Source organism: Bacillus sp. LBG-1-113, assembly GCF_020708615.1.
Taxonomy (GTDB): domain Bacteria; phylum Bacillota; class Bacilli; order Bacillales; family Bacillaceae; genus Bacillus; species Bacillus mojavensis.
The window spans coordinates 380,037-398,863 of sequence record NZ_JAJFDG010000001.1; the positions used below are offsets into that span (position 1 = coordinate 380,037).

General features: G+C 40.8%; 15 protein-coding genes and 1 pseudogene. 9 read left to right on the forward strand and 7 right to left on the reverse strand.

Translation table 11 applies throughout. From position 1 onward, the window contains the following. Positions 1 to 219: 219 nt before the first annotated feature. The 4 genes from LJF29_RS01925 to LJF29_RS01940 all read right to left on the reverse strand — a co-directional run bounded on the left by LJF29_RS01925 (position 220) and on the right by LJF29_RS01940 (position 4,690). Complete coding sequence (locus LJF29_RS01925) at positions 220 to 2,127, reverse strand: acyltransferase family protein (RefSeq protein ID WP_229146697.1); 1,908 nt, start codon at positions 2,125 to 2,127, stop codon at positions 220 to 222. Positions 2,128 to 2,256: 129 nt separating this feature from the next. Next, complete coding sequence (rsiV, locus tag LJF29_RS01930; RefSeq protein WP_229146698.1) at positions 2,257 to 3,114, reverse strand: anti-sigma-V factor RsiV; 858 nt, start codon at positions 3,112 to 3,114, stop codon at positions 2,257 to 2,259. Further along, positions 3,114 to 3,614, reverse strand: coding sequence for an RNA polymerase sigma factor SigV (gene sigV, locus LJF29_RS01935; protein WP_229146699.1), 501 nt, complete (start codon positions 3,612 to 3,614; stop codon positions 3,114 to 3,116). Before sigV ends, rsiV begins: the two co-directional genes overlap by 1 nt. Before the next feature lie 248 nt (positions 3,615 to 3,862). Further along, entirely contained in the window at positions 3,863 to 4,690 is an 828-nt protein-coding gene (locus LJF29_RS01940; protein ID WP_010335078.1) for a TrmB family transcriptional regulator, read from the reverse strand. A gap of 152 nt (positions 4,691 to 4,842) precedes the next feature. On the opposite strand from LJF29_RS01940, the gene LJF29_RS01945 reads away from it, so the two are divergent. Then, on the forward strand, positions 4,843 to 5,475 hold the full coding sequence (locus tag LJF29_RS01945; RefSeq protein ID WP_010335077.1) for a LysE family transporter: 633 nt from the start codon (positions 4,843 to 4,845) through the stop codon (positions 5,473 to 5,475). A gap of 298 nt (positions 5,476 to 5,773) precedes the next feature. Here LJF29_RS01945 and LJF29_RS01950 read toward each other — a convergent pair whose 3' ends face one another. Beyond that, positions 5,774 to 7,147 carry an amino acid permease gene (locus LJF29_RS01950; RefSeq protein WP_229146701.1) on the reverse strand — a complete coding sequence of 458 codons (1,374 nt, stop codon included), beginning with the start codon at positions 7,145 to 7,147 and terminating at the stop codon, positions 5,774 to 5,776. Between the two features lie 682 nt (positions 7,148 to 7,829). On the opposite strand from LJF29_RS01950, the gene LJF29_RS01955 reads away from it, so the two are divergent. The 6 genes from LJF29_RS01955 (at position 7,830) to LJF29_RS01980 (ending at position 15,618) form a co-directional block, all read left to right on the forward strand. Continuing rightward, complete coding sequence (locus LJF29_RS01955; RefSeq protein ID WP_229146702.1) at positions 7,830 to 10,640, forward strand: sigma 54-interacting transcriptional regulator; 2,811 nt, start codon at positions 7,830 to 7,832, stop codon at positions 10,638 to 10,640. 191 nt (positions 10,641 to 10,831) lie between these two features. Further along, a complete protein-coding gene (levD, locus tag LJF29_RS01960; protein ID WP_010335074.1) occupies positions 10,832 to 11,272 on the forward strand; it encodes a PTS fructose transporter subunit IIA in 441 nt (146 codons plus the stop codon). Continuing rightward, positions 11,272 to 11,772: a mannose/fructose/sorbose PTS transporter subunit IIB gene (locus tag LJF29_RS01965; RefSeq protein ID WP_229146703.1), complete on the forward strand. Its 501-nt coding sequence runs from the start codon at positions 11,272 to 11,274 to the stop codon at positions 11,770 to 11,772. Before levD ends, LJF29_RS01965 begins: the two co-directional genes overlap by 1 nt. Positions 11,773 to 11,776: 4 nt before the next feature. Next, entirely contained in the window at positions 11,777 to 12,580 is an 804-nt protein-coding gene (gene levF, locus LJF29_RS01970; RefSeq protein ID WP_229146705.1) for a PTS fructose transporter subunit IIC, read from the forward strand. Positions 12,581 to 12,600: 20 nt separating this feature from the next. Next, on the forward strand, positions 12,601 to 13,428 hold the full coding sequence (gene levG / locus LJF29_RS01975; RefSeq protein ID WP_024122268.1) for a PTS fructose transporter subunit IID: 828 nt from the start codon (positions 12,601 to 12,603) through the stop codon (positions 13,426 to 13,428). A 141-nt stretch (positions 13,429 to 13,569) separates the two neighbouring features. Next, positions 13,570 to 15,618: a glycoside hydrolase family 32 protein gene (locus LJF29_RS01980; protein ID WP_229146709.1), complete on the forward strand. Its 2,049-nt coding sequence runs from the start codon at positions 13,570 to 13,572 to the stop codon at positions 15,616 to 15,618. A gap of 105 nt (positions 15,619 to 15,723) precedes the next feature. Here the strand turns inward: LJF29_RS01980 and yraA are convergent, their stop codons facing one another. Both yraA and LJF29_RS01990 read right to left on the reverse strand, forming a co-directional pair. Then, positions 15,724 to 16,233 (reverse strand): cysteine protease YraA, encoded by a 510-nt coding sequence (gene yraA / locus LJF29_RS01985; protein ID WP_229146711.1) that lies wholly within the window; start codon positions 16,231 to 16,233, stop codon positions 15,724 to 15,726. Between the two features lie 309 nt (positions 16,234 to 16,542). After that, positions 16,543 to 17,592, reverse strand: a complete 1,050-nt coding sequence (locus LJF29_RS01990) for an NAD(P)-dependent alcohol dehydrogenase (protein ID WP_229146712.1) — start codon at positions 17,590 to 17,592, stop codon at positions 16,543 to 16,545. A 464-nt stretch (positions 17,593 to 18,056) separates the two neighbouring features. Here LJF29_RS01990 and LJF29_RS01995 point away from each other — a divergent pair, with 464 nt between their 5' ends. Together LJF29_RS01995 and LJF29_RS02000 are read left to right on the forward strand one after the other, a co-directional pair. After that, positions 18,057 to 18,461 (forward strand): MerR family transcriptional regulator, encoded by a 405-nt coding sequence (locus tag LJF29_RS01995; protein WP_010335066.1) that lies wholly within the window; start codon positions 18,057 to 18,059, stop codon positions 18,459 to 18,461. A gap of 55 nt (positions 18,462 to 18,516) precedes the next feature. Continuing rightward, positions 18,517 to 18,737 (forward strand): annotated as a pseudogene (locus LJF29_RS02000) (aldo/keto reductase); the annotation flags it as partial. Positions 18,738 to 18,827 lie beyond the last annotated feature (90 nt).

The window sequence follows — 18,827 nt, forward strand, 5'->3', positions numbered from 1 at the left end:
ATATTATTATCATATTAAGTGAAATTGAGAACGAAACGGAAGGAATAATTTTAGAATGCAGAATATAAATTTCCAATAGATTAGGTTTTATGCCTGGTCCATGTCATCAATGTGACAGGCAATCCTTTTTTAAAAGCAATTTGTGCATGCGATGGGCCTGTAACTGGAATTGATCTATAGCAAAAAAGAGGTCCTCAGCAGGACCTCTTTTTTGCTAATCTATTTAATTGCCTGAACGATAAGAGCGGTTAAAGCTTTAGCCCCCTGAGGAACCAAGTGTACGCCGTCAGGGGTGAAATACTCCGGATGCTGGAGAGCTTCTGCATGCCAGTCAACCAACGTAATATTGTCACGCGCGTCAGCCTGCTGCCGTAAAGATTCATTCACTTTGCTTTCCCATTGCCGGGGCACACGTGTATTGACAAGATAGATATGAGCTTTTGAGAAAGATGTAAGCAATTGATCGATTTGGCTGTTTGTAAAGTAGCCGTTGGTTCCCAGCTCAATGATGACAGCTTTCTTCGGCTGATTAAAAGACTTGTATTCCCGTGTCAATTCTAAAGCCTGAGACATTTGTCTTCCCACCTTCCCATCAATTGTGACATGTGAAAGTGACTGGCGAAGGCTGGAGGCGATATCAAGCATGACGGAATCCCCTATAGCTAATACTTCTTTATCAGTAGCTGCCGGCTCTTTCTGCTGCTGAGATTGCTTGTGTTTATTTTTACTAGTCTCTTGTTCATTATCTTTGTTTTGCTTTTGATCTTGATTGGAGTCTGTTGTCTTTTGTTCGGGATTGTTTTCACTGTCTTCATTGGCTTCAGCTTTCTTTCTATCCTCAGAAGCCTGGCTGGTATCACCGTTTGTTTCTTGTGAGCTATACGTCCATTTGGTGGGGTGCTTTTGCTCCCCAGCTAGCCCAGACAGCCCTCCCGCAAAAATAAGTGTAGCGAGAATGATGAGACCAATTGACATTTTGCTGACGACAGATGTCGTTTTCCATTCTCTGATTCTATGGATAAAAATACGGCGAAAAAATGATCTAAATCCCTGTGTCCGTATAGGCTTCTCGATAAAATGATAGGAAAGCTCGGCGAGTATAAATGTAGCGATGATCTTTAGCACGATATGCCATAAAACAGGGTTTCCGATTTCTTGAACTGGCGTGCTTAACACAATAACAGGGTAGTGCCAAAGGTAAATACCGTAAGACCTTGTTCCAAGCCAACGAAGAGGCCTCCATGAAAGCAGAATGCCCAAAAAGCTGCTCGGGTGGGATACACATGCAATAAGGACTGCTGCGGTAGTGCTTATTAAAAACATTCCGCCTCTGTAAAGAAAAGGTTCGTATTCATCTGTAAAATAGACACACAATACTAAAACACAAAACGCCGAAAGTTCAGTGACATGCAAAAGGCGCTTCAGTTTGTTTGACAGCCTGTTTGAAGACAGTCTTTTCATCGGCCATATTAGAGCCATAGCACACCCTATGAGAAGTTCAAACGAACGAGTATCTGTGCCGTAGTACACACGACTCGGATCTCCGCCGGGTTCATACAATACGCTCATCATCACGGCTGAACAGAGCGCAAGCAATGACACCGCCGCCGCCAGTTTAGCACGGTTTTTAAATATGTACATCCCAGCAACCAAGAACATCGGCCATATCATATAAAATTGCTCTTCAATGGCCAACGACCAAAGATTTTTAAGCGGTGACGGGGAGCCGAAGCTATCAAAATACGAGAGTTTATGAAAAATAAACCACCAATTACTCATGTAAAAGAGAGAAGAGATGGCATCTCCGCGTACAGTGTGCAATAGTTCCCGGTTGCACACGACGACCCAAATAACAGCAGAAATGATCATAAAATATGCCGCTGGCAGAAGCCGCCGCATTCGGCGCACCCAAAAGTCCCGAAAATCAAGGCTGATATCATTTCCATGTGCCGGTAATATGATAGAAGTAATTAAATAGCCTGATAATACAAAAAAGATATCAACTCCAATGAAGCCTCCGTTGCCCCATTTAAAGTTTAGATGATAAGCGATAACTGCCAGGACGGCAAAGGCCCGAAGGCCATCGAGTCCAGTGATGTAGCGGTGATGTTGTGTCTTGTGATACATGGTATTCCTCCAATAATGTGCAGATATTCTTGTTGCTTTGGCTGCGAGATTACGCCTTCTTGATAGTTGTCAGGTCCCTTTGCGAAAGGGAAAACTCCCATGCCAGAGGATGACATGGATGTTTTTCTGTTATCGAACATAACGTTCTCCCATGAGCAGATTTGAGATGACACTGGTCGGAATTTTAAACTCTGTAACGCCCATATAGCCGGGTGCAACTTCATATTCATCAAATGAAATCACAAGTTTATGGTCTTCTGTAATATAAAACGTTTGATCAGGCTGAATGTGTTTGAATGGTTCTGCAATCTCGTCAGTGACCCAATAGATTTTATTTGGATCTTCCTTCATTTGCTGTTTCATTTGTTCTTTGATGTTTTGGCTGATGACTTTGATATAGCGGTCATCTTTAAATAAGCTTTTTAAGGTAAGTAAGATATCGTTCTTTTTGTCAATTGTGATATAACGGCTTTGTGTGTAAGATGATGCTTGTGTTTTTTCAATATCACGCCGAATAGAAATTAAATCTGGCGTATCTGTTACTGTCTCGTAATCACTATAGATGCTGAGATGTCCTTTTTTGTTTTTGGATGTGGACTGTATAAATTCTTTGTATAGCTTCTTGCTTTCTTTCAAATATTTCTGGTTGATGCTGTTTTCAAGCTCTTTATTAGAAAGTCCCGAGAGAGCAGGCGTTTTGACATCGATGCTTGATTGATCTTTCTCTTCTTTGATCTCAATAAAAGTGATGGCTTTGACGATCTTGCCGATGACAGGGATTTTTGACATAGCTTGAGCTGCATCTGGGTTGATGTTGACAAGTGCAGTGAATAAAATAGCTGCCGCGACAGCTGCTGATGTCGGCCACATGACGATTCTTTTCTTTTTTGGTTTTTGCTGAAGGGCTTTTTCGACAATGATATCCAGTTCTTTAGGAATCTGAACATTTTTATATTCTTCTTTTAATTGCTGTAATCTCTTATCCATTAAGAAAGATCCTCCTTCGTCAACTGAATGCGCATCAGCTTCAATGCTCTGTAAAGGCGCGTTTTGACGGTATTCAAGTTTTCCCCTGTAATTTCCGCAATTTCTTCTAGTTTGAGGTCTTCAAAAAAACGCAAAATAATAATTGTCTTATAGTGGGATGGCAATTCGTCGAGCGCTTCATGAAGATCAGTGTCCTTATAGTGATCTTCCTTTCCGGAGCTTAAAAACTCTATCGTTTCGTCATCCATCACCTTTACCTTTTTTTGTTTTCGCAAAAAATCAATAGCTGTACGAACTAAAATTTTATAAAACCAGCTTTTTATCGTCTCAGGGTTTCTGACCGTTTCAACTGAGCTGAGCGCTTTTTTTATAGATTCCTGAATAATATCTAACGCGTCATCTTGATTTTTCACATAACTGAAGGCTAACCTGTAGAAATCCTGCTTATGGTCAGTTATACACGTGACAAGCAACGCTTTTATTGTTTGTTTTTTCTTCATTGCAATAAAGGGCTCCTTTTTGAATATACGTATATCGTTGGATGTTACCTAGGATAGACGAGGCAGTTTAAAAAATAGTTTGCGCAGATATCATTTTTTAAAAAAATGATCAGGAGCGGGAGGGGAGGATCAATTGCTTAAAAATAAACGGAAAAGATCCTTTTAATTGGTGAGTGCATAAAAAAACATGGCTTGTGGAGACGAGCCATGTTTTTTGGTTACATAATATACAGGAAGCATCATGTGTTCTATTCCAAGTAATGTTTTTTAAAATCTGAGTGGATTGAAAATTTGCGGCGTAACTGGATGAGGTTTTTTCCAAAACTATCTTCTAAAAGCCCTCTATGCTTCTTCATAATTTCCATGAGATACAGATCATGAATGATTACTTCTGTAATAGGCATGACTAACCCTACATGCATTGTCCATGCAGCGCGGCTATCGTTCCCCAGAGAGACAATACCTGCTACAACTTCTGAATCATCTCCGCTATATACAAGCCACCGTCCGTCATACTCTTCTGTAATTTCACTGCTCATATCATGAAGATAAACATTAGCAAAATCAGATGCGATCTCTCCGTACGCAATAATGGTGACGATGACACCTTTATTTGCCGCCTGTTTAAGTTCTGATTCCACTTCTTTAAAATCCTCTTTCCATATTTCTAAGAGGATTCTTTTTTTTGCTGATGATATACAGGCCTTCACCTTTTCAAGAATTTCATTGCGGCCGGTGATATTCCAGATATTCTCCCGGTCATTTGCGGTCTGCTCAAATTTTTCAAAGTATTTTTCAGCCTGGTCAAAATTCTCTTCCGCTTTAAGCCGGCGGTTTTTAACCAGTTCTTTAGCGGGCACGGGGACATACTGGGGCGTATTTCCGTGACTTACAAAAATATCTCCCCTTAAGACAAGGCTTTCCAAGACTTCATATATTTTTGAACGAGGCACGCCCGAATTTTTGGCTACCGCATAGCCTGTTAAAGGCGATTCTTGCAATAAGGCCAGATAAGCTTTTGATTCATATTCGGTAAAATTGAGGTTTTTTAAAATGTCTAATATATTCTCCTTCATACATCCTCCAATATAAAAAGCAGTCGCTGCCTTTGTAATCGCTATTTTAACAAACCATATTGATTTTTTCCAAACGTATTGATACACTTTTTATAAGGAGTTACTTTTGTAGTCACTATATATGGGGGGATTCATTTAAAGGGGGAAAGAACATGCACAGCTTACTCGCATACATACCAATAGCTGCTATGATGGTTATCATTCCAGGAGCAGATACGATGCTTGTTATGAAAAATACCCTTAGGTATGGCGCAAAGGCTGGCCGTTATAATATTCTTGGATTGGCAACGGGACTTTCTTTTTGGACGGTTATTGCCATTCTAGGTTTATCAATGGTTATAGCCAAGTCGGTGATTCTTTTCACAACGATCAAATATTTGGGAGCAGCATACTTAATTTATTTAGGGATAAAAAGTTTTTTTGCAAAGAATATGTTCTCTTTAGACGACATGCAAGCCCAAGCAAAAACCGCAGCAATTTCTCCGAAACGATACTATAAATCTTCCTTTATGCAAGGGTCTCTTAGCAACATTCTCAATCCCAAAACGGTTTTGGTCTATGTCACGATCATGCCCCAGTTCATCAATCTGAAGGGAAATGTAAACCAGCAGCTTATTATATTAGCTTCGATTCTCACCCTATTAGCGGTGTTATGGTTCCTCTTTCTCGTTTATATAATTGATTACGCAAAAAAATGGATGAAAAATCCCAAGTTCCAGAAAGCTTTTCAAAAAATAACGGGGATCATGCTAGTGGGTTTCGGTATCAAAACTGGTTTGAGTTGATGAGCGGCCATTTATACGGAGTCTATGAATAAATAAGGATTAAATGATGAAGGTAAGTATTTTATGTTCCTCAAAAGTGTATTGGTAGATATCCGTATGGAAAAACATCATGTCACTAACTGAGCGGGATCATAAAACAAGCAATATCTTATTGTTAGCAGAAAATATATAGAAGGCCCTTTAGTTTCTGCAGTTTACCTGATACATTGATTTCTATAAGGACAATAAGCTTTATTAGTGCCTCGCAGCACACAAAAAAGACAAGGGATCATAACTCCCTTGTCTTTTTTTGTGATTTTCACTTAGTATTACGAACTTTATACGCAATCATCAATAAGAGAAACCAAACAGGAGTGACAAATAGAGAAACACGCGTATCTTTCGCGAGTGCCAGCACCACCAGTATGAACACTAGAAAAGCCAGTGTTACGTAATTGGATAATGGAAAAAGCGGCATTTTAAATGTATTCACCTTTGCGACATCTGGTCTTGTTTTCCGATATTTCAAATGGCAAATCACAATAATGCCCCAAATAAAGATGAAGCAGATAGTAGAAACACTTGTGATAAGCGTAAAGACTTGCTCTGGCATTATATAGTTCAGAATAACACCAATCAGAATGGCAATGGCTGAAAAGAATAAGGCATTGCTTGGTACATTTGAGGCAGTCAGCTTTTGCAATGGTTCAGGTGCATGATGATCCTTGGCAAGCGAGTATACCATCCGGCTTGTACTAAATAGAGCACTATTGCCAGCTGAAGCAGCAGATGTCAGTACAACAAAATTAATGATGCTGGCGGCTGCTATGATACCGACCGCTGAGAATACTTGAACAAATGGGCTTTCAGCAGGATTGATGATATTCCATGGATAAATACTCATAATCACAAGAAGAGCGCCAATATAAAAAAGTAAAATCCGAATAGGTATATTGTTAATGGCTTTAGGAATTACTTTTTCTGGGTTTTCTGCTTCGCCTGCAGTAAGCCCCACAAGTTCAATGCCCGTAAACGCAAACACGACCATCTGGAATGAGAGAATAAATCCATGTAAACCATTTGGAAACATGCCGCCGTGACTCCAAAGATTCGTGAAGGCGGCTGTGCTTGACTGTGTGGAAAATCCTTTTATGATCAAGACAATACCGATAACAATCAGTGCCAGTATTGCGATGATTTTGATTAACGCAAACCAGAACTCCAATTCTCCAAAAAGTTTGACAGTCGCGAGATTCATAATGAGCAACATCACAAGCGCAATGAACCCTGGCATCCATTGGGGTACATCAGGAAACCAATATTGGGTATAAAGTCCGACAGCTGTTAAATCAGCCATAGCAAGTGAGATCCAGCAAAACCAGTATGTCCAGCCAGTAATAAATGCTGCCATATTTCCTAAATAATCTCTTACAAAATCAACAAAAGAGTGATATCCCGCGTTAGATAGGAGCAGCTCTCCCAGTGAACGCATAATGAAAAAGAGAAATACACCCGTAATCATGTAAGCAAATAAAATAGAGGGGCCTGAAAAATGTATTGATTTCCCTGATCCTAGGAATAAACCAGTTCCGATTGCCCCCCCAATCGCTATGAGTTGTATGTGCCTGTTTTTAAGGCCTCTGGACAATTTTCGTTTGTGCAGAGAATGGTCCATAGTGGAATCGTCCGTCACTTTATGTTTTCCTCCAATAAAAAATATAAGTTATCTTGGTTGTTTAGGTACATAGCTTCCTAAATTTTTTATCTATCATTATAACAGGAAAACTTAAATTATATTAAATTTTATTGATTTTTTTAATTAAATGTAACTAATTTATTATCTTTCTCTCTATTTTTATAAGGTGTCATATCCATCAGGAGGTGTAAAGGGTTTCTTTTCTATCGCTCTTCTACCGCTCTCATATATATTCCACTATTTTTATTAAAATAATAATGTGAGAAGAAGATAACTAGTTAACATTCAGACATGATAAGAGATTGAGTTCTTGGGTTGTTTGTCCTGATCTATAAGATGCATTTTCCGCAGTATCGGAATTTTGTCATCGATATGTTCCTGAAGAGTGATAAACTGTTTACGAATTATTACTTTTGAAGGGGGACAACCTGAGTAAATCATAGATCAAAAACACCAAAAATAGAAAGGGCGTCTGTTCGTAATTATTTTTAATTGGTGCAATCTGGTGAGACAGGATGCTGATTGTTTCCTGCATATAAAAACATTTAACGGAATATTCAAAAAGAAAGGATCCATGTGAATGCAAGGTCTTAAATGAGATAAGATTCCCTCAGTACAAGGCATAAAAACTGATGTCCGTTTTTTCCATTTTGACTAATAAGGACAAAGGATGATATAGATGAAAAGGATTGATAAAATATACCGCCAGCTGCTGCAAAATTTTCATAAGACTGACGTACATCATCTTCTAAACGTGCAGGGAAATTCAGCAAAGGAAATTGCGCAGCAATTAAAGATAGACCGGTCCAATGTCAGTTTTGAATTAAACAATCTCGTGCGGTCCAAAAAGGTGATAAAGATTAAAACGTTTCCCGTGCGCTACATCCCGGTGGAAGTAGTGGAAAAAGCATTCAACAAAAAATGGGATACAGAGATAATGGAAGTTAAAGAGCTGAAGCAGTTTTCTGAAAACCCAAAAAAGATACATCAAAACATTTCTATGAATCCTTTAGAACTTATGATTGGAGCAAAAGGGAGTTTGAAGAAAGCAATTTCTCAAGCAAAAGCAGCTGTCTTTTATCCTCCACACGGTCTGCACATGCTCCTCTTAGGGCCAACAGGCTCCGGTAAATCCCTTTTTGCGAACCGAATTTATCAGTTTGCGACTTATTCTGACATTTTGAAGCCGGGTTCTCCGTTCATCACATTTAATTGTGCAGATTACTATAACAACCCTCAATTATTACTCTCTCAATTATTTGGTCATAAGAAAGGAGCATATACTGGCGCCAGCGAAGATAAAGCCGGTTTAGTTGAGCAGGCCGACGGGGGCATTCTGTTTATGGATGAAATCCATCGTCTTCCGCCTGAGGGACAAGAAATGCTGTTTTATTTCATTGACAGCGGTTCTTATAACCGCCTTGGAGAAACTGAGCATAAACGAACATCGAAAGTATTATTTATTTGTGCAACTACCGAAAATCCTAATTCTGCCTTATTAAAAACATTTTTGCGAAGAATTCCAATGACGATTCATATTCCATCGCTGGAAGAACGATCTCTTAAAGAAAGAGTTGATCTGACAACGTTTTTATTGGGAAAAGAAGCAGAGCGTATTAAGAAGAATCTAAGTGTGCATATCGATGTATATAATGCATTGATTCATTCTGCGAAATTTGGGAATGTGGGACAGCTGAAATCAAATGTACAATTAGTTTGTGCACATGGATTTTTACATAATCTTGACAGAGATGAAGTTGTTGAACTGACCGTCCGGGATCTCCCGGATGAAATCAAGCAAGATTGGATGTCAAGCAGCAAAAACATGAAAAGAAGCAGAACGATTTCTGAATATGTCAATATCACTACCATCATATCCCCGATAGTAGAAGATGAAACAACAAAAATTGATGATGATCTATCATTTAATTTGTATCATTTGATAGAAAAAAAGGTCGAAGTGTTAAACAAAGAAGGTTTGTCCAAAAAGGAAATAAACCAATATATTTTAACGGATATTCATTTGCATGTCAGAAGCTTTTTTAACCAAAGGGCTTTTCGAAATGACAATCTGCTGACATTTGTTGAGGACGACGTGATTCAAATGACGAAGCAATTAAAAGAAGTAGCTGAAGATGAATTGCATTGCACATTTGACCGTAAATTTATTTATTTCTTAAGTATGCATATCGATTCATTTTTAAAACGCGGTAAGCAAATTGATGTTTTAAATGCGCAGGAAACAGATGAAATCCGTGATACACATGTGAAAGAGTATGAGGTGGCGCTCATATTTAAAGACAAAATTCAGGAACACTTCAGAGTAACCGTCCCGGAAATAGAAGTCATCTACTTAACGATGCTGATTCATTCCATCAAAACGTTAAAAGAAAACAAAAGAGTGGGAATAGTGGTTGCCGCACATGGAAATAGCATGGCGAGTTCAATGGTTGAAGTAGCGACGGAGCTTTTAGGGAGCACCCCAATTGCGGCCGTCGATATGCCTCTTTCTGTTTCACCTGCGGAAATCATGGAACGCTTAGCGGAGAAAATGAAGCAGGTAGATGAAGGTGAAGGTGTTTTAATGCTTGTTGACATGGGGTCACTTGCAATGCTGGAAAGCAAGCTTGAAGAAAAAACAGGCATCAAAATTAAAACAATCAGCAATGTCACGACCTCAATGGTGCTGGACGCCGTCAGAAAGGTGAACTATCTGAATTTACATTTACATGCCATATATGATTCGGTCACAAAGGATTTTATTGAGTTATGGGATCGGCAGCCTGCCGCCTCACCAGGCAAAAAGAGGGCGTTGGTTTCGATCTGCACAACAGGCAGCGGAACGGCGAAAAAGCTGGAAGACATCTTAACAACAATCGTAAACAAGGCCTCTGATGCACCTATCCACATATTGACCGTATCATCGATTAAATTGGCAAACAGCATTAAAGAAATCGAAAAAGAGTATGAGATCCTTGCGACAGTAGGAACAAAAGATCCTAAAATCAATGCTCCGCATGTATCCTTGGAGGTCTTAATTGAAGGTGAAGGAGAGAAGATGATCCAACAGGCGATCACAAAAGGCACCATCCCGATGAGTAATGGATTATCGGGAACAAACATCATTGTACGGGAGCTTTGCGAGGATAGTTTGAAAAAGTATCTGGTTTTTTTGAACCCCCATCACATTATAGATATCTTATTAGAGTGGCTTCAAACCATTCAAGACGAGCTAGGCATCATTTTTAATAACACAGTGATGATTAAAGTGATTATGCATACGGCTTTTGCCTTTGAAAGGGTGATTAAACAGAATCCGATTGCCTTTTCCGAAGAAGACGAAATAACCGATCAGCTGAAAGAGATTTTTGAGGTAACAGAGCGAACATTAATCCCTTATGAAGAAAAATTAGGGCTGAACATAAGCGATGATGAAAAATTATATATAGCCGCCATTTTTGCTGAAGAAGTACATGGCCATATGTGTTAAAAGCGATTTTTTTACGTAAACCTGTATTAAATGGAACGCCATTTTAATACAGGTTTATTTTTGTATCCACAAGTGTTTCAATCAGCTTTCTTTATGTGCTGTAAAACAAATGAAAACGCTTAACACAGCTTCTTTGGCACGATACTTGCATTATAAATGGGTGTAGGAAAAAGGAAAGGAGCAAACGAGTTATGATTTCAGTCATTATTAGCGGACATGGGGACTTTCCCATAGCATTAAAAGAGTCTTCAGGCATGATATTCGGGGAAGAAAATCATTTGATAGCGGTGCCGTTTTTTAAAGGAGAGGGCATCCAAACGCTGCAAGAAAAATATCATCAGACGCTTCAGGATATTCCGAAAGAAAATGAGGTGCTGTTTTTAGTTGATATTTTTGGAGGTACACCGTATAACGCAGCGGCTTCCTTTATCGCTAAGGATCAAAGGATGGATATGGCTGCCGGCATAAACCTGCCGATCGTACTGGAGGTATTAAGCCTAAGAGAACACATGAAACTCAAAGAATTGCTGAATCACTTAAAAAAAATGAGCCAGCAAAGCTTCCAAGTTTGCAGTGAACATTTAGAAAAAGTGAAAACAGTCAGCGAAGAAAAAAGAGAGGATGAACTATGATGAACATTACATTGGCAAGAATTGATGACCGCTTTATTCACGGACAAATCCTGACAAGATGGATTAAAGTCCATGCAGCAGACCGAATCATCGTGGTGTCAGATGACGTTGCGCAGGATGAAATGAGAAAAACCCTGATCCTTTCGGTTGCTCCTTCCAATGTAAAGGCGAGTGCCGTATCAGTTTCTAAAATGGCAAAGGCGTTTCATAGTCCGCGCTACGAAGGGGTAACGGCGATGCTCTTGTTTGAAAACCCATCCGATGTTGTATCTCTCATAGAAGCAGGCGTCCCTATCAAAACCGTAAATGTCGGAGGTATGCGTTTTGAGAATAATCGCCGGCAAATCACCAAATCAGTCAGCGTAACGGAAAAGGATATAGAGGCGTTTGAATTATTAAATGAATTAGGCGTCACACTGGAATTGAGGCAGGTGCCTTCTGATGCCAGCGAAGACTTTTTGGAGATTTTAAGAAATGTAACAAAATCATCAAGGGGATGAGATGATGACGTCAATACAAATTATTTTGTTGTTAATCATTGCAGCCATTACAGGTATAGCAAGTGTATTGGATGAAGGACAAACACACCGTCCGCTGATTGCCTGCACGTTGGTTGGCCTGGTGCTGGGTGATCTGAAAACAGGAATTATCTTAGGAGGAACGCTGGAGCTGATGGCGCTGGGCTGGATGAATGTCGGCCTTGCCATGGCACCGGATACAGCTATTGCCTCTGTGATTTCAACCATTTTGGTGATTACCGCTGATCAAGGCATTGGTGAAGGCATTGCCGTCGCTGTTGCTTTGGCAGCTGCAGGTCAAGCGCTTACTATTTTTGTCCGAACAATTACTGTCTTTTTCATTCACCGTGCTGATAAATATGCGAGGGAGGGAAATATCAAAGGAATTGAAATTATGCATATTACCGCTATGGTGTTTCAAGCGCTGCGTGTCATGATACCGACTTTGATTGTGGCCTTAATCAGTGTGAGCGCTGTTCAGGCGTTCTTGGGAAATATTCCGGAAGTCATTACCAAAGGGTTGCAAATAGGCGGAGGCATCATTGTTGTTGTGGGGTATGCCATGGTGATCAATATGATGAATATCCCTTATCTGAAGCCGTTTTTCTATATTGGTTTTTTGTTGGCAGCGTTTACCGATTTCAATTTAGTAGGGTTTGGCGCTCTCGGCCTTTGTCTGGCGCTTTTATATCAGCAGGTTATGCAAAAACATAGCGCACACGGAGCAGTCGCCGCAGCCACAGACGGCAGCAATGCCGCTGTCTATGATGATGATGATCTAGATGCATAAAGAACGAGGGGGGATGAAAAATGGAGAAAGAAAAAAGATTAACGAAAAAAGACATTTTCAGTATGTTTATCCGTTCGAATTTCTTGCTCGGCTCATTTAACTTTGAACGTGTGCAGGCAATGGGATATTGCTATGTGATGATACCGGCGATCAAAAAATTGTACGGTCCGGGAGCGAAAAGAAACGCAGCATTGCAGCGGCACTTGGAATGGTTTAATACACATCCGTGGCTGTCCGCACCCATATTTGGGGTGACAGCTGCCATGGAAGAAGAAATGGCGAACAATAAAGGAATTGACGGGAAAGCAATAAGCGGGATGAAAATCGGTTTAATGGGTCCGATAGCGGGTGTGGGTGACCCTATTTTCTGGGGAACCGTACGTCCCGTATTGGCTGCTTTAGGGGCTTCTCTTGCTTTAGGCGGAAACATTGCCGGTCCTCTGCTGTTCTTTTTCCTGTTGAATGCCATCAGATTAACCACAAAATATTACGGTTTAAAGTACGGCTATGTAAAAGGGATGGAGATTTTGCAGGATTTAGCAGGGAATCGTATTCAAAAACTGACAGAAGGTGCATCCATCCTCGGGTTATTTGTGATGGGAGCTTTGGTCTCCAAGTGGACCACCATCAACATCCCAATCGTTGTTTCAAGAATTAAAGATGATAACGGAAAAGTTGACGTTCAAACTGTGCAAAATATTTTAGACAGCATTATGCCGGGGGTGCTGCCTTTAGGATTGACTTTATTAGTGGCATGGATGCTGCGAAAAGGAGTAAATCCGCTCCTTATTATAGTTGGCATATTTGTGATCGGTATTCTTGGCTATTGGGCTGGATTTCTGGCATAAGCGCTTAACAGGTAAAAAGGGGAGAACCTGCAGCAGTCTTTCTCATAACCTCTTCATCATTCAATACAGCTTTTATCACGGATCCACTCGTGCAGTTGTCTCTCTTGAATGTGTTCAAATGTTAGAGAGGAGAGAATCAGAATGAAAAAGAAGCTTATTCAAGTCGTGATCCTGTTCACCATGCTGTTTACTATGGCACTACCAGTAAGTGCAGCCGATTCAAGCTACTATGATGAGGATTACCGTCCTCAATATCACTTTACACCAGAGGCAAACTGGATGAATGATCCAAACGGAATGGTTTATTATGCAGGGGAGTATCATTTGTTTTATCAGCATCATCCATATGGTCTGCAATGGGGGCCGATGCATTGGGGCCATGCAGTAAGCAAGGATTTAGTTCATTGGAAGCATCTCCCTATAGCGCTGTCACCAGATGAAAAAGGCACGATTTTTTCCGGGAGCGCAGTGGTCGATTGGAATAATACAAGCGGTTTTCAAACCGGAAAGGAGAAGCCGCTTGTCTCTATATATACGCAGGATCACGAAGATGGCCAAGTGCAAAGCATTGCCTATAGTAATGATAAAGGAAGAACGTGGACGAAATACTCAGGTAATCCGGTCATTCCTAACCCGGGAAAAAAAGACTTTCGCGATCCGAAAGTGTTTTGGTACGAAAAAGATAAAAAGTGGGTGATGGTGCTGGCAGCTGGTGACCGAATTCTCATTTATACATCGAAAAACTTGAAGCAGTGGACATATGCAAGTGAGTTTGGGCAAGGACAAGGTAGTCATGGAGGCGTATGGGAATGCCCGGATCTATTTGAGCTTCCTGTAGACGGCAATCCGAAACAAAAGAAATGGGTGATGCAAGTCAGTGTCGGAAACGGTGCGGTTTCAGGAGGATCAGGCATGCAATATTTTGTAGGGAGTTTCGATGGAACAACTTTTAAGAACGAAAACCCCCCAGACAAAATATTATGGACCGACTACGGTAAAGACTTTTATGCAGCTGTTTCTTGGTCTGATACACCATCTTCAGACGGACGGCGGCTTTGGCTAGGGTGGATGAGCAATTGGCAATATGCCAACGATGTTCCTACATCTCCATGGAGAAGTGCAATGACTATTCCAAGAGAAGTAAAATTGAAAGCGTTCTCTAAAGGGGTCAGAGTCATTCAAACACCAGTAACAGAGCTGCAATCCATCCGCGGGGCCTCACATGAGTGGAAAAATAAGAGCATATCGCCAGAGAGCAGTAATGTATTGGCGGGCCTATCTGGAGATGCTTATGAAATGAATGCAGAGTTTCAAGTGAATCCAGGTTCGGCTTCTGAATTTGGTTTTAAGGTTCGAACAGGGAGACATCAATATACAAAAGTCGGCTACCATCAAAAGAGCGGCAAACTGTTCGTTGACCGAAGCCAATCCGGAAACGTCACCTTCAATCCAACCTTTAACACTGGGAAACAAGCAGCTCCGCTGAAGCCGGTAAATGGAAAGATAAAAATGCGTATTTTTGTTGACCGCTCTTCAGTCGAAGTATTTGGCAATGACGGGCAGCAGGTGTTGACTGACATCATTCTTCCGGATCGATCAAGCAAAGGTCTTGAATTATATGCTGTTAATGGCCGTGTTAAGGTAAACTCCCTAACGATTCATCCTTTAAATAAAGTATGGGGAGCGTCACCGTTTATATCTAATTTGACTGGCTGGACAACTGTAAACGGTACGTGGGCTGACACAATTGATGGAAAACAAGGACGATCAGACGGCGATTCCTTCATTATGTCTTCAGCATCCGGAGCAGATTCCACCTATGAATCTGACATTACAATTAAAGATGGGAACGGAAAAGGGGCAGGAGCTCTTGTGTTTCGTTCAGACAAAGATGCACAAAATGGTTATCTAGCCAATGTGGATGCGAAACATGATCTTGTGAAATTTTTTAAATTTGAGGACGGTATTGCCACTGTTATTGCTGAATACAAAACACCGATAGATATAAATAAAAAGTATCATCTGAAAACTGTGGCTCAAGGCACTCACTTTAAAATATATTTGGATGACCGTCTGGTGATAGATGCTGAGGATTCTGCATTCTCAGAAGGCCAATTTGGCTTGAACGTTTGGGATGCAACAGCAGCCTTCCAGAATGTCAACGCGGGAAGCTTGGATGTCAGAAGATAAAGAATTGAAAAGATGATACTTGAATCAAAGGACTTGTGATTAGAGAAGACCTAATACATCTTCTCTATAAAAAAGGCACAGACTCAAACCGTCTGTGCCTTTGTGTTATTTCAACAGTTTCAATGATTCGCGGTTAAATGCTTCCAAATCATCAGGTGTTCTGCTTGTTACAATGTTGTGGCTAACGACTACTTCTTGGTCTTTGTAGTTTGCACCAGCATTGATCAAGTCTTTGCGGATGCTGCGGTAGCCAGTGATGTCTTTGCCTTTCAGAAGATCCGTATCAATGAGTACCTGCGGGCCGTGGCAAATAGCGAAAACAGGTTTCTCATTTTCTACGAATGCTTTCGCAAACTCACCTGGGCGGTCATCTCCGCGAAGCAAATCTGGGGAAAATCCTCCAGGAATCAATAGGGCATCGAATTCACTAGCATCTACATCGGAGATCGCTTTGTCGATCTTCACTCTCTCGCCATGTTTACCGGTAACTTCCTTGCCCGCTTCCAAATCAATGGCTACGACGCTATGCCCAGCTTCTTCGTATGCCTTTACCGGACTTGTATATTCAATATCTTCGAATTGGTCTGTAACGAGAACAGCGATTTTTTTGCTCATATTTATACCTCCTATAAAATCTTATATACCATAGAATAACAGGCAGGTACATCTTCCTTCAAAATATTTGCTTGTCAGATGTTCTTCGCAGAAGTCCTGCGAAGGCGTTGCTTTATAGGTTTTATGGTTTTATATCATTTATCACAATTTGGTAAAATTGCCGCCAAAACGAAGCAGAAGGAAAGCATCTTCTCAACCTGTTTCTTTTTTTATAAGTAGACTTTTTGGTATGACTTTCACGTCCTGTGGAGCGGAGTGCAATAAACAAAAAATAGTATGGCTACCCCCACCTTTTACAACTATTCCGATTTATAATGTAGACATATCAATAACGAATCGGTAGCGTACATCACTGCGAAGAACACGCTCATATGCTTCATCCACTTGATCGGCACGAATCACCTCAATTTTAGGTGCAATGCCATGCTGAGCAGCGAAATCAAGCATCTCTTGTGTTTCTGGAATTCCGCCGACAAGAGAACCCGCTAGGCTGCGGCGGCCCATGATTAAAGAGAATACACTATATTTGTCCGGCTCGGCCGGTGCCCCTACATTCACAAGGGTTCCGTCTATCCGAAGCATTGATAAATAGGCATCTACATCAAGGTTCGCGGATACTGTATTTAAGATTACGTCAAAACGCCCGGCCAATTCAGTAAATGTAGCTTGATTACTGGTTGCATAGTAATGGTCAGCCCCTAGTTCAAGGGCTTCCTCTTTCTTATTCATAGAGCGGCTCAGGACGGTTACCTCTGCACCCAAAGCATGCGCAAATTGAATCGCCAAATGACCAAGCCCGCCGACTCCTACAATCGCAACCTTTTTGCCTGGGCCGACGTTCCAGTGTTTTAGAGGGGAGTATGTTGTAATCCCTGCACACAGTAGAGGGCTGGCAACATCCAGCTCCAAACTGTCCGGTATCCGAACAACGAACCTGTCAGTGACAACGATTTTTTGGCTGTACCCGCCATACGTCGGATTTCCATCATAGTCCAGTGAATTATAAGTTTGGACAACACCTTTCGTGCAGAACTGTTCCTCACCACTGAGGCAGTATTCGCATTCTCCGCAGGAGTCAACAAAACAGCCGACGCCAACGCGATCTCCGACAGCGAATTTTGTGACTTCTGCTCCGACAGCCTCCACAACTCCGGCGATTTCGTGACCGGGAACCATCGGAAAAATTCCTCCGCCCCATTCATCGAACGCACTGTGGATATCGGAATGGCAAATACCGCTGAATTTAATGTCGATTAAGACGTCGTGCGCCCGTAATTCTCTTCTTTCAATTGTAGTCTGTTCAAATTTCGCTTTAGCATTTGGTACGCTTAATACACGAGTTTTATGATGATTACACATACAGACCTTCCTTTCATATAGTCAGTTTCCAGATAAGAACATGTCACTTGATGTTTGTCAGGTGTGTTCAACATCACTTTAAACCTTGAAGTCCACTTTAAGGCAAGAGTTTTTTAAGAAACATATTTTTATAAAAGTATAAGAGTAAACAATTAAGTATTAAATTCTGTATGATCGATCATATAAAACGAACGCATCGAATCAATTGACTCGATGTGTTCGTTTTATCATGTATCATACCATTCATCATGAACAGGTCCGCCTCTCCAGAAGTAATGGCTATATGCACACACCCACTGTCTTTAGTTACACCATGCCAATGTTTTACGTGCGGCGGAATATTCTCGACATCTCCTGAAGAATGAGATTGAGAAATACGTCAGCAGTTTCAATTTGTTTCTTCTTGACTTAAAGTGAACTTTAAGTGTTATCTTCAAAAACAACAGGATAAAGAGGTGAAAAATATGAATATTACGCAAGTGGCAAAGCAGTTTGGCCTAACAGCCGCAACGCTCCGCTATTATGAACGTGTTGGATTGATCCCGCCGGTAAAACGAAAAGAAAGCGGCATCCGCGATTATGGTGAAGAAGATATCAAATGGGTTGAATTCATCAAATGCATGCGAAATGCTGGACTAACGATAGACGCGTTAATTGAATATACAACGTTATTTACTGAAGGAGACCGAACAGTAGAAGCCCGCAAAAATATCCTGGCGGACGAAAGACAGCGATTGATAGAAAAGCGGAGAGAAATTGATGAAACAATAAAAAGATTAAATAAAAAAATTGAGGATTATGATGGGAAACTGCGCGAAAATGAGGACAAACTCAAAAGCAGACCCAAAATGGAAAGTTTTCATGGATAAGTGCAAGTAAGGCTAGAATGAATGAAACAATTCCTTCTTTGTTAACATTTATCATAAAAGAGCAGGGGAAATCGCGGAAAAACGCGGTGTTCCCCGTATTCATATCGCGTTTGCCTGGCTGCTGCAGAAAGAGCCTGTAACAGCTCCTATTATCGGTGCTACGAAAATGTCACAACTCCAAGATGCCGTAGATGCTCTTGCAGTTAAATTGACGCCTCAAGAAGTTAGGTTTCTAGAAAACCATATGTACCTCACCGAATAGTTGGTCATCATTAATTGTGCTCGAAAACGATATTGCTGGAAATCAATCAACAAGATACTATGTTTCGGATTGAGAGAAAGGATAGAGGGCTTATGATAAAAACT

Excerpts from the sequence above, each read along its gene's own strand:
- sigV (WP_229146699.1), bottom strand. The coding sequence starts at position 3,614 with ATGAAGAAAAAACAAACAATAAAAGCGTTGCTTGTCACGTGTATAACT.
- LJF29_RS01990 (WP_229146712.1), bottom strand. The coding sequence starts at position 17,592 with ATGTGTAATCATCATAAAACTCGTGTATTAAGCGTACCAAATGCTAAA.
- LJF29_RS01955 (WP_229146702.1), top strand. The coding sequence starts at position 7,830 with ATGAAAAGGATTGATAAAATATACCGCCAGCTGCTGCAAAATTTTCAT.
- LJF29_RS01925 (WP_229146697.1), bottom strand. The coding sequence starts at position 2,127 with ATGTATCACAAGACACAACATCACCGCTACATCACTGGACTCGATGGC.
- LJF29_RS01980 (WP_229146709.1), top strand. The coding sequence starts at position 13,570 with ATGAAAAAGAAGCTTATTCAAGTCGTGATCCTGTTCACCATGCTGTTT.
- LJF29_RS01995 (WP_010335066.1), top strand. The coding sequence starts at position 18,057 with ATGAATATTACGCAAGTGGCAAAGCAGTTTGGCCTAACAGCCGCAACG.
- LJF29_RS01945 (WP_010335077.1), top strand. The coding sequence starts at position 4,843 with ATGCACAGCTTACTCGCATACATACCAATAGCTGCTATGATGGTTATC.
- LJF29_RS01940 (WP_010335078.1), bottom strand. The coding sequence starts at position 4,690 with ATGAAGGAGAATATATTAGACATTTTAAAAAACCTCAATTTTACCGAA.
- levF (WP_229146705.1), top strand. The coding sequence starts at position 11,777 with ATGACGTCAATACAAATTATTTTGTTGTTAATCATTGCAGCCATTACA.
- levG (WP_024122268.1), top strand. The coding sequence starts at position 12,601 with ATGGAGAAAGAAAAAAGATTAACGAAAAAAGACATTTTCAGTATGTTT.
- rsiV (WP_229146698.1), bottom strand. The coding sequence starts at position 3,114 with ATGGATAAGAGATTACAGCAATTAAAAGAAGAATATAAAAATGTTCAG.
- LJF29_RS01965 (WP_229146703.1), top strand. The coding sequence starts at position 11,272 with ATGAACATTACATTGGCAAGAATTGATGACCGCTTTATTCACGGACAA.
- yraA (WP_229146711.1), bottom strand. The coding sequence starts at position 16,233 with ATGAGCAAAAAAATCGCTGTTCTCGTTACAGACCAATTCGAAGATATT.
- levD (WP_010335074.1), top strand. The coding sequence starts at position 10,832 with ATGATTTCAGTCATTATTAGCGGACATGGGGACTTTCCCATAGCATTA.